An 11,625-nucleotide genomic window follows, 5' to 3' on the forward strand; every position below is an offset into this window, starting at 1 on the left:
CTAATTTCCTTTGCAAATGATAACATCCATCATGGAAGGCGGCTAGAACCCACCGCCTTAAGTGCTGCCTAGACAGTAAACAAGCGGGTTATGCCGTACCCCCAACGGTTAAACGGTCAAGTTTGAGGGTCGGTTGACCGACACCCACAGGCACGCTTTGACCATCCTTACCACACACACCAACGCCCTTATCTAGGGCCATGTCGTTACCCACCATGGAGATCTGACTCATGGCCTCTGGGCCATTACCAATCAGGGTAGCGCCCTTAATCGCTTGAGTCACTTCACCATTTTCAATCAGATAGGCTTCAGAAGCGGAGAACACGAACTTGCCCGAGGTGATATCCACCTGACCGCCGCCAAAGTTAGGCGCATAAATGCCCTTCTTCACCGACTTGATGATCTCGCTCGGATCAGACTCGCCTGCCGTCATATAAGTGTTAGTCATCCGAGGCATAGGCAGATGCGCATAGGATTCGCGGCGGCCATTCCCCGTCGGTGCCACGCCCATCAGGCGAGCATTTAATTTATCCTGCATATAGCCTTTGAGAATACCGTCTTCGATTAACACGGTTCTCTGGGTTTGTACGCCTTCATCGTCGATGCTCAGTGAGCCACGGCGATTCGCAAGCGTGCCATCGTCCACGACAGTCACCAGTTTCGAAGCCACTTGCTCGCCGACCATACCACTAAAGGCGCTGCTGCCCTTGCGGTTAAAGTCACCTTCTAGGCCATGACCCACGGCCTCGTGCAGTAACACGCCCGGCCAACCATTACCCAGTACCACAGGCATCTCTCCGGCTGGCGCATCGATGGCATTCAGATTGACTTGCGCCTGACGCACCGCTTCGCGGGCGAAGGCAAAGCACATAGGTAAACCGGTTTCATCCGTCACCATAAACACGCTGTAATCGTGACGACCACCGCCACCGGCGCTGCCACGTTCACGCTTGCCATTTTCTTCTAAAATAACGCTGCAATTAAAGCGCACTAACGGGCGAATATCGGCGGCCAAAGTACCGTCACTGGCGGCAACCAGTATTTCTTCGTGCACACCTGCTAGGCTAATGACCACTTGGATAATGCGGCTGTCGAGGCTACGGATATAGGCATCGGCCTCTTTCAGTAGGTTGATTTTTTTCACTTCTTCCATGGCGGCGATAGGGTCGAGACTATCGTACAGCGCTAAGGCTTGTTGACGTTTGAAAGCCTGCACCTTGGCCTGCTCACCCGCCCCTGCAATACCACGCGCCGCCTCGGCCGCTGCGCTTAATGCCGCTGGCGTAATATCATCGGCATAGGCAAAACCGGTTTTCTCGCCGCTGATGGCACGTACACCGACGCCGCGTTCGATATGGAAGCTACCATCTTTAATAATGCCATCTTCGAGCACCCAAGATTCGTGGCGACTGCCTTGGAAATAGAGATCGGAAAAATCGACTTTATGTTGATGTATGGTGTTTAAATAACTCTGTAACCCATCGAGGGCTAAGCCACCCTTTAATAAACTTTGCTCTACTTGTGCTAAAAAAGGCATCGCGGTTCTCTCTGAAAGCTTGGCTAAAATTGGCAACTCACTCATTTTTAAAATAACTTAAATTCGCTGTGAGTCTATTTCATCTAAATCTGTTGAAGGCTTAATCTGTTCAAGGCTTGATCTGTTCAAGGCTTAAGGTTCGGTGCAGTAAAGCGATTATGTTGCGCCACAGGCATTTTACTGCGAATGCTGTGCACCTCGGTCACATCGATATCGGCATGCACCCAACCTGTACCGGTCTTCTGCTCGGCAATCACCTCGCCCCAAGGGCCTATCACCATGCTCTGCCCCCAGGTTTCGCGGCTACCTTCGTTATGGGCACCCCATTGGGCGGCAGCCAAAATAAAGCATTGGGTTTCAATGGCTCTGGCCTGTAATAACACCTGCCAATGGGCTTCTCCCGTGACCTTAGTAAAGGCCGAAGGCACGGTAATAATCTCGGCTCCCGCGAGACGCAGCGCCCTAAATAAGTCCGGAAAGCGTAAATCATAACAGATGGTCAAGCCAATTTTGCCAAAAGGGGTGTCGATGACGCTGATATGATTGCCGGGGCAGAAGGTTTCACTCTCGCGGTATTGCTTAGTGCCGTCGGCGACATCCACATCAAACAGATGTAGCTTATCGTATTGCCCTAAGGTATCACCTTTATCATCAAACAGATAACAACGGCTGTAGACGCGTCCATCCTCCGCCAGCGCAGGGATGGTTCCCGCCACCATATACACGCAGTAACGGGCGGCTAAGGCACTTAAGGCAGATTTTAACGGGCTAAGATGACTGTCGCCCGCATAGGCGAGTTGCTGACTCTCATGGCCACCAAACAGCAGGCTGCATTCTGGTAACACCACTAAATGCGGGGCATCTTTGTCCCATTGCAGGCGCTCACGGGTTAATTCCTCAAGCTGCGATTCGATAAACAACAGATTCGCGCTGACGTCGCGACTGCTCTGACATTGCAACAGGCTGATGCGCATGACTATCTCCTTGAATTGTGTTTATCGACAATACCATCTTGGGGCTCACTGGCTTAGGCTGTTCGGGTTCAACTTGGGATGACTCTAAAGGTTCTACCTTGGGGAGCGTTGGCGCTTGAGGCAATGCCTCTTCCTCGACCGCTTTTACTGGTTCCTCTTTAGGTTTATCAGCACCTGGCGCAGGCTGCTCATTGTTTTTTTCAGGCTCGACGGGCGGCGTAGCGTCTGTCTTAGTCGGAGCGCTATTCTTGACGGGCACCGCATCATTCTTAGGGTCTGCGCCCTCGGTTGGCGCAGGCAATTCGCCCCCCACCATAGGCAGAATCGACTCGGGGATTTCAATCTCTTTGCTCTTACGTTCGAGCTCTTCCACCACAGGATCGGACATAGTGCCAGTGACTCGGAAGCGGATTTCCGAAATCACCTCAATCACAGGTTCGAGCACTTTGGTCAGCGCAAACGCGCCAAGCCCCAGCGTCCACGCACTGGTACTGAGCAGCACCACGGTCGGCACACTCGACGCCAGCTGTGGCACAAAACGGATATCGTAGTTTAAGCTTTCGCTGGTGAGGTCCGTATAGCCGCGCACTTTCATATTGCCCGCAATCGCATCCATTTCGGTATCCGTGGTTTTAACCACGCCATTATCGATTTGCAGATTGCCGCTAAAGGAGTTGAAGTACATGCCCTGGCCGAACACGTCACTGAAATCTAAGGATAACTTACGTACTAAGGAGTCGAGGCTGAACAAGGAGAATATCCGCGCGCCCTTATCGCTCACCTGAGATAAATGCCCCTTACCCAGCTCAAACTTCACCTTGCCGTTTAAGGTATTGAGGGAGAAAGCATAGGGCGCACCTTGCCACTTAAGCTCGGCATTCACCTTCAAAGGCGCCTCATTCACACCTGGGTCGATGCCCAATTGCTGACTCAAATAATTAAACTGACTGGCGTTTAAGCTCACCGTTAATTCAGTTTGGTTTTGACCATTCTGCTGCTGCCAAATGCCGTTGCCCTGTAAGGACACCTCTGGCGTCGTTAACGATAGGGTCTGAATGCGATAGCCCAAAGGTTGCGGGCTCGCCTGCAAGACCAGCTTCCCGAAGGCTTTGTCGAAAAAGCGAAAATCATCCACATTCACGGCAACCGGCGGTAAATTAGTGAGCACCTGATCCGCAGCGAAATCCGCTTCCCCTTCGGGTTTCACTTCGGGGGAGAAATAAAACTTGCTGGCGTTAACTTTTAATCCTTGGGTCATCCAGTTGGGATAAAAATCGACCCAGCCTTCAAACTCGCTGGCCTTGGCATCGAAGCGCCAGCCATGTTCGTTCGGCTTAGCACTCAATCTAAGCTCTGTCAGTCCTTGGCCTAATAAATCAAACTTGCCGATATTGGCATCGATCCCAACCACCGAGGGGAACAAAGTCGAGTGGCTCGCCTCTTCGACTAAAATACCAGTGCGAGTGGGCTTGTTGTCTGTGCCGACAAAGGCATTAATTACAGGTAACCAATTGGCGAGCTTGCCACTGGTCACATCAATCTTGATATGCCCAAGCTCGGTATTAGGTACCTCGGCCGCATCGAAGAGTCGGCCCAATAACAAGTCAAAATAGCTAAATTGAGTGCCCTTTTCGGCCTCGAAGCCGCCAATAAACTCGGCCTGTTTATCCAGTTTTACCCTTAGCGTTGCCCTTTGTTGATCGCCAGAAAATTCCGCCATTAAGGGCCTTGGTTCATCTTCGGGTTTGGCAAAGGCGCCCGGTAATTTCAAGGTGGCACCAACCAGATCCGAGCCCACATTGGCTTGAATTTGATAACCTTTATCGTCGAACACCATATTCAAGTTACCGCCCCAAGCGAATTTACCTTGGTAAAAATCACTCAAGGGATTTTGCAACTCTTGTGGCAAACGGCTGAGATCCCAACGGCTCTTCATATCCACATTTAGCGCAAAGTCTTTGCCCTCGGGTTTAGTGGCAAAACTAAACTCGAAGGGCTGCTCAAATAGGCGGGATTTAATGCCTTTGCCTTCAACAATCTCATTTGCAAACTGCACTGTGCCCGTCACGGCCTTGAGCTGTAAGCCAGGTTGGGCAATAAAGACGGGGGTGTTATCAAAGGCTATTTGACCACGGATATCCTCGGCCTCACCCTCGTATAAGGGGATACTGATATCTAAATTCCCCGTCACCGCGCCCTGCACTTGCACGACGCCTAAGGTCTTGCCCACAGTATCGGCGAGCGGCGATGCCTGCAGCACTTGGGTGGCGGCGCTACCATTGGTGGCAAGATCGGCCTGAATTTTTAACAGCGAATGCTCGCCTAATTCGGGGATAAATACATGGGCGCCATCGGCCACCACATTCATCAATTTGCCTTGGTTAACCCAGATATCCATGCGGGCATTTTCAAATAAGGCGTCGAGGGAAAGCTCAGTGACTGCTGGCCAATCCGGTTGAAATTGGTACTCGGCGTTATCTAAGGTAAAGGCCGCTTGGAATACTCCGCTATTATCCTCAAAGGGAAAATGCGCTAGGGCGCCCTGCCATAACACCTGGGCATTTTGGCTCTGACCCGCCTTGATAGCGCCATCCAAATACTCCACCAGCGCCTCGCCCATGGCTTTGACAGGGAAGTATCTATCCGCATTAGCGGCATTTTTAACGGCCACATTGGCGGCGAGTGACATGCTGGCTTCGGCGCTAAAATCCAGTTTTAGGGCGGCAGACACGCCAATATCGTCGTTTTCGAGCAGAACCTCAGGCACAGATAAGGTCGCCCTTTGAGTATCGAAGGCACCGGTTAACTCAGCGCCATGCAGCACTAGAGGGGCTGAAAATTGATCGCCAAAATCGAGGGTATAGGTCTGTTCAGGTAGCGAAAACACTAAGCTGTCATTCTGCCACTGCAACTTAATGTCTAATGGGTTGGTGTTAGGTATGCCTTCAACTTTCTGCCAATGCAATTGCTTGATATGCGTACTGGCGAGTAAGGGTTGCTTGGCGCTTTGATAGAGGCGAATCGGCCCAACACTGCCTTCGGGCGCGAGATGGAACCATTGCTCAAGTACGGCTAAATCGACACCCGGAAATAATGGTAAGAGTGGAAATAAGGTCGGTAAATCCAAGCGGCTCACATAGGCATAAAAGGCATCATCTTGCTGCTTGGCCGCGAGCTTAAGATCGGGCCAATGCTCGCCGTTAGTGACAAAGTTAAGATCGGTGCTGCTGATTTCCCAGCCCGTATCCTTGGGAACCCAACTAATACTGCCGGACTGGATTTCAAACTTTTGCGGTGCATCCTCCATCGACCACTGCAACCAACTAGGTTCAAACTGCACCAGTCCAGCACTTAAACTGCGGTGGGCAAAATCAAACCACGCCTTAAGATTGACCACCCCTTCTAAGGGTAACTTTTGGCTAGGATCATAGGGATTAGGTTGGCGCGATGCCCATTCGCCCAAATCTAAGGACTGAGCCGCGAGATAGATTTGTCCCTTCAGGGTATCTGGCGCAGTTGCATCACCCTGAATATCGAGCTGCAAACTGAGGGACTCATTTACCGAAGCATTGTTATCGAGGTAAATTTCCCCCGCGCCGCGGTGGCGCTCGCCACTATTGCGCCAGTTAAGGTGGCGAATATGGATGGGTCGATATTCATGCTGCAAGCTCAACAGTTGCACCGAGGCATCCGTCAGCGAGAAACGCTCGAGCTGCTTTAACAGTAGCTTATACAGCCAATCGGTTTGCGCCGTTTGATTGGTCGCGCCCTGCGCTTTATTACCCGACAATTTATCGATATCGAGGGCAATATGAACGCCATCAAAATTCACATCTTCGATGCGCGGGCTGGTCGTTAGCAGCGATTGCCAAAAATCCAATTTAATTTGGACGTTCTTGACCAGCACAGTAACGGGGAGTTTTTCCTGCGGTGGGATCACCAGATTATCGACCGTCACCGCTGGGCCAAAGGCCTGCCACTGGGCGGATAACTCACCAACCTGCACATCAATTTGATATTCGCTTTTTACATACTCAACTAACTGCTGACGCACACCGTCTACTTGAGGCAATAAGCCGCGGATCAAGCTTACCGTCAGGGCAAACAAGACTAAGATCAGCGCCAGTAATTGCCAGCAAAAACGGCTGAGTTTTTTCGTAGTAAAAAGCGTTGCCACTACATCATCACCACGTCGTATTTGTGCTGGGAATACATGGGCTCATTTTGCAGGCGAATGCGTTTACCTATGTAGACCTCAAGCTCGGCGACCAGATGACTTTCATCGCCACTTAAGCTGTTATATACAGCGGGCGAGCAGTAAAGCAAAAATTCATCGGCATCATAGGCTCGATTCAAGCGAATGATTTCACGGAAGATTTCATAAGAAACCGTTTCAACCGTTTTCATGCTGCCCGTGCCCTGACAGGCAGGACATTCGCCGCACAGCACGTGCTCCAAGCTCTCACGGGTGCGCTTACGGGTCATTTCGACTAAGCCTAGCCCCGAGAAGCCACTGACATTCGTCTTGACTCTGTCTTTCGCGAGCGCGCTATTTAAGCTATTGAGTACCCGCGTTTTATGCTCGTCGCTCAGCATATCGATAAAGTCGATAATGATGATGCCGCCGAGATTACGCAACCTCAGTTGCCGCGCAATGGCTTGAGTGGCTTCGAGGTTAGTGTTGAAGATAGTTTCTTCAAGATTACGGTGGCCGACAAAGGCGCCGGTATTGATATCGACCGTGGTCATGGCCTCGGTCTGATCGATAATCAGGTAGCCACCCGATTTGAGCTCGACCTTGCGACCTAGGGCGCGCTGGATTTCATTCTCCACATCGTAGAGATCGAAAATTGGTGCAGGCCCAGAATAGTGCTCAATCTTGTCGGCGATTTCCGGCATAAACTCTTGGGCGAAGGCTTGCAGCTCGGCAAAGGTGCGGCGCGAATCGACTTGAATTCTATCTAATTCGGTTCCCACAAAGTCGCGCACAATGCGTACTGGTAGAGCGAGATCTTGATACAAGAGTGCCACACCACGGCGCTGACGACGCTCGGAGACCTTAGACCATACCCGGCGCAGAAAGGCCGCATCCTGGGCAAGTTCATCCTCACCCACGCCTTCGGCGGCGGTGCGGATAATAAAGCCGCCGTCTTCATCGACAAAAGGCAGAGTGATTTTCTTAAGGCGACTACGTTCTTCTTCCAGCTCAATCCGCTGGGATACCCCAACATGGCTTGAGCCAGGCATAAACACCAGATAACGGGAAGGCAGGGTGATATCAGTGGTCAGGCGCGCACCTTTAGTGCCGAGCGGATCTTTTACCACCTGCACCATAATATCTTGCCCTTGGCGAACCAACTCGGCGATATCACGGACCACAAAATGGCCTTTTTCCACATCGGCCACGCACTCGGTGTGCGGAACTATGTCGGAGGCATGTAAAAACGCGGCTTTATCTAAGCCAATATCAACAAAGGCGGCTTGCATGCCGGGCAACACACGGCTGATTTTGCCTTTGTAAATATTGCCCACTAGACCGCGCTTCATGCGCCTCTCAATATGGACTTCTTGCAGCACCCCATGCTCAACCAGAGCGACACGAGCCTCAGATGGGGTTACGTTAATCAGTAATTCTGAACCCATCTTGCGCTGAACTTTATTCGGATTTAAGCGACCGGTATTCACGACTCACCCCATTAGGGAAATTAAATTAATCTCAGTATGTTATAAGCCTGAAAACCAATATCACAGATGTTTGTCTTGCGGATACTCAACTAAGGCCGAGGATGACTTCCGTTAGCGAGTAGCCCAGTCTGTCGATTAGCGTATTCCCGCCTCGGATAACAGCTCACGGGTTTCCACCAAAGGTAGGCCTACAACGCAGGAGTAACTGCCCTCAATAGATTCGACAAAACAACCGCCCAAACCTTGGATCCCATAGCTACCCGCCTTATCCATCGGCTCTTTTGAGGCAACGTAGGCATCGATATCCGCGTCCGACAGCTCGCAAAAACGCACTAAAGTTTCAACTAAACGCACAGAGGTATGGTCAGCCTTTGCTAAGGCCACAGCTGTCATCACAGTGTGCGCCTTACCTGAAAGTGCGCGTAGCACACGTTTGGCATCGGCTTCATCTACAGGCTTACCTAATATTTCGTTTTCAAGCACGACGATAGTATCAGAACCTAATACGGCAGGCTGTGACATGCCTGAGCATAATGCAAGCCCTGCCTGGGCTTTTTCGGCCGCGAGGCGCTGTACATAGTCGCGAGGTAACTCACCTGCCCTCGGGGTTTCGTCGATATCCGGTGCCACTTGGGTAAAACGAAACTCGGCGCGGCCTAAACCAATATGAGTCAATAACTCTTTACGGCGCGGCGAGGTTGAGGCTAAGACTAAATTCACGACTAACGAACCTTATAATGACGTCGAACACGACGTAAAATCCAAAAAATCCATGGCCAGAATGCCAGCCCCGATAGTGCGGGTAAAAACAGATCCGTATGGAACTTAGCGCCATCCATCACAAACTCGACCCAGTAAATGATTAGGTGATAGATAACGATCAGCACCATCACCACCAGCGACTGTTGCCACTTAGGGAAGTTACGTAAACGCTGGCAATGCAAAATCGCAATATAAATCACCAGCGACATGGCCAGCGAGCGCACGCCTAAGGTGGCGCCGAGCAGAATATCGAGGGCTAATCCCATCAGCCAAGCCGTGAGAATGTTATATCTGTGGGGCAGCGCAATTGACCAATAAATTAAGATCATCAATAGCCAATCGGGACGCCAGGCTTCGACAATCGAAGGCAGCGGCATAATCTGGCTCAGGAGCCCGACAAAGAGGGTCAGCCATACCACGAGTCTGCCATTAGCAGCTTGTAAACTCATTAGTGCACCTCGGCTGGCGGTTGAGTGGTGGCAGCATTCGATGCACCATTAGCATTGCTTGGCAATGCACCAGTATTAGGCACTGTCGTATTAGGTGCTGTGGTATTAGGTGCTGCACTGCTAGGCGCGCTCGCATTAGTAGCCGCACCTTGAGGATTCGCATTGCCATTGCCCGCATCGGGCTTAGCGTCTTCTGCCGGATGATCCGCAGCTGGCACAGGGATTTGATTCGGCAAAGTCACGCCAGAATCAGGGGATGGCCAAATCAACAGCAGATAACGAATCCTATCGAGCGCCGCTAATGGCTGAGCCGTGACACGCGCATAACTCTGTCCATCTTCGGTTAAGACTTCCATGACCCGCGCCACTGGATAACCTTCGGGGAAGCGATTACCAAGGCCTGATGTGACTAATAAGTCTCCGACGCGAATATCGGTACTCTTGGCCACATGGCGCAGTTCAATCTCATCGAGCTCACCGGTACCGTTAGCCACTAAACGCACATCGTTACGGGTAATTCGCACGGGTAAACCGTGGGAAACATCGGAGAGCAAGAGCACGCGGCTGGTCATCTCACTGACCTGTACAACCTGGCCGACGACGCCCTGGGCATCAACTACGGGTTGACCGACAAACACTCCACTTCGCGAGCCGTGATTGAGTACCACATAATGATGGGAAGGATCGCTGGCCACCTCCATCACTTCGGCCACCATCTTGCGGGAGTCCTGATAGGCAGGCGACCCCAACAGAGCGCGTAAACGCTCGTTTTCTTGACGCAGATGTTCGAAGCGCTGCAGACGCTCACTCATTAATAATTGTTGCCTTAACAGCTCTTTATTTTGCAACGCCAACATATTGCGGGTAGCAAAACTCTCCGATGACCAATCGAGGATCGCACTGGGCACACTCGCAAGGTATTGGATGGGGCTTAAAGCAGTTGAAAGGGATTCACGGGCAGGCTCGAGACGGTGATTTGCGGCAAGCAAAATCACCGACAGGATAATTGCCAGTGTTAAACGGAACTGGTTCGAAATACCACGAACAAAAATAGGCTTCATAGGAAAGCTAAGGCGGTGATTAGCCGCCCCATACCGAAGTTAGATTAGGTTTCTTCGGAGAACAGATCGCCGCCGTGCATATCAATCATTTCGAGGGCTTTACCACCACCACGCGCAACGCAGGTCAGAGGATCGTCCGCCACCATGACTGGAATTCCAGTTTCTTGCATCAATAAACGGTCTAAATCACGCAGTAAGGCACCACCACCAGTTAATACCATGCCGCGCTCAGAGATATCAGACGCTAATTCCGGTGGCGATTGCTCTAATGCCACCATGACGGCACTCACAATGCCAGACAATGGCTCTTGCAGTGCTTCTAAAATTTCGTTGCTGTTCAGCGTGAAGCTACGAGGTACACCTTCGGCCAAGTTACGACCACGGACTTCAATCTCTAATACTTCATCGCCTGGGTAAGCAGTACCGATAGTGTGCTTGATGCGCTCAGCCGTTGCTTCACCAATCAAGCTGCCGTAGTTACGACGTACATAGTTGATGATGGCATCATCAAACTTGTCACCACCAATGCGTACAGAAGAGGAATACACCACACCGTTCAAGGAGATAATTGCGACTTCAGTGGTACCACCACCGATATCCACAACCATAGAACCGGTAGCTTCAGATACAGGTAAACCCGCACCAATTGCTGCGGCCATTGGCTCTTCAATCAAATAGACTTCACGGGCACCTGCGCCCATGGCTGACTCACGAATTGCGCGGCGTTCAACTTGCGTTGCGCCAACCGGTACACAGACTAAAACGCGTGGGCTAGGACGAAAAAAGCTGTTGTTATGCACTTGTTTGATAAAGTGCTGCAACATTTTCTCTGTCACATAAAAGTCGGCAATCACCCCGTCTTTCATCGGACGGATTGCTTGGATATTGCCTGGGGTACGGCCTAACATTTGTTTGGCTTCTGTACCGACAGCGGCAACAGATTTCTGACCAGAACTACTACGCTCACCACGTATAGCAACAACAGAAGGCTCATTGAGGACTATGCCTTCGTCACGAACATAAATTAAGGTGTTAGCTGTACCCAAATCGATCGATAGATCATTAGAAAAAATGCCACGCAGCTTCTTGAACATGTAACTAGCCTGTATTCTGTGGAGTCAGAAGAAAAGAAAAATCAGCTAACTTTATCAATGCCA

8 protein-coding genes are annotated in these 11,625 nt (G+C 51.1%); all 8 read right to left on the bottom strand.

Annotated features, from left to right (window positions below):
• Window positions 1-88 precede the first annotated feature (88 nt).
• The 8 genes from tldD to N7386_RS18855 all read right to left on the bottom strand — a co-directional run bounded on the left by tldD (window position 89) and on the right by N7386_RS18855 (window position 11,562).
• Complete coding sequence (gene tldD / locus N7386_RS18820; RefSeq protein ID WP_041408898.1) at window positions 89-1,537, bottom strand: metalloprotease TldD; 1,449 nt, start codon at window positions 1,535-1,537, stop codon at window positions 89-91.
• A 125-nt stretch (window positions 1,538-1,662) separates the two neighbouring features.
• A complete protein-coding gene (locus N7386_RS18825) occupies window positions 1,663-2,511 on the bottom strand; it encodes a carbon-nitrogen hydrolase family protein (protein ID WP_208660229.1) in 849 nt (282 codons plus the stop codon).
• A complete protein-coding gene (locus N7386_RS18830; RefSeq protein WP_279770324.1) occupies window positions 2,435-6,688 on the bottom strand; it encodes a YhdP family protein in 4,254 nt (1,417 codons plus the stop codon). Before N7386_RS18830 ends, N7386_RS18825 begins: the two co-directional genes overlap by 77 nt.
• Entirely contained in the window at window positions 6,688-8,154 is a 1,467-nt protein-coding gene (gene rng / locus N7386_RS18835; protein WP_279771070.1) for a ribonuclease G, read from the bottom strand. The genes N7386_RS18830 and rng overlap by 1 nt, the downstream gene beginning before the upstream one ends.
• 177 nt (window positions 8,155-8,331) lie before the next feature.
• Window positions 8,332-8,916, bottom strand: coding sequence for a Maf family protein (locus N7386_RS18840; RefSeq protein WP_279770326.1), 585 nt, complete (start codon window positions 8,914-8,916; stop codon window positions 8,332-8,334).
• A 2-nt stretch (window positions 8,917-8,918) separates the two neighbouring features.
• A complete protein-coding gene (mreD, locus tag N7386_RS18845) occupies window positions 8,919-9,407 on the bottom strand; it encodes a rod shape-determining protein MreD (protein WP_011625002.1) in 489 nt (162 codons plus the stop codon).
• Window positions 9,407-10,468, bottom strand: coding sequence for a rod shape-determining protein MreC (mreC, locus tag N7386_RS18850; protein WP_279770328.1), 1,062 nt, complete (start codon window positions 10,466-10,468; stop codon window positions 9,407-9,409). The genes mreD and mreC overlap by 1 nt, the downstream gene beginning before the upstream one ends.
• Before the next feature lie 44 nt (window positions 10,469-10,512).
• The gene (locus tag N7386_RS18855; RefSeq protein ID WP_011624203.1) at window positions 10,513-11,562 is read right to left on the bottom strand and encodes a rod shape-determining protein; all 1,050 of its coding nucleotides are present in this window, start codon (window positions 11,560-11,562) and stop codon (window positions 10,513-10,515) included.
• Between the last annotated feature and the right edge of the window lie 63 nt (window positions 11,563-11,625).

This window comes from Shewanella sp. GD04112, from assembly GCF_029835735.1.
GTDB lineage: Bacteria > Pseudomonadota > Gammaproteobacteria > Enterobacterales > Shewanellaceae > Shewanella.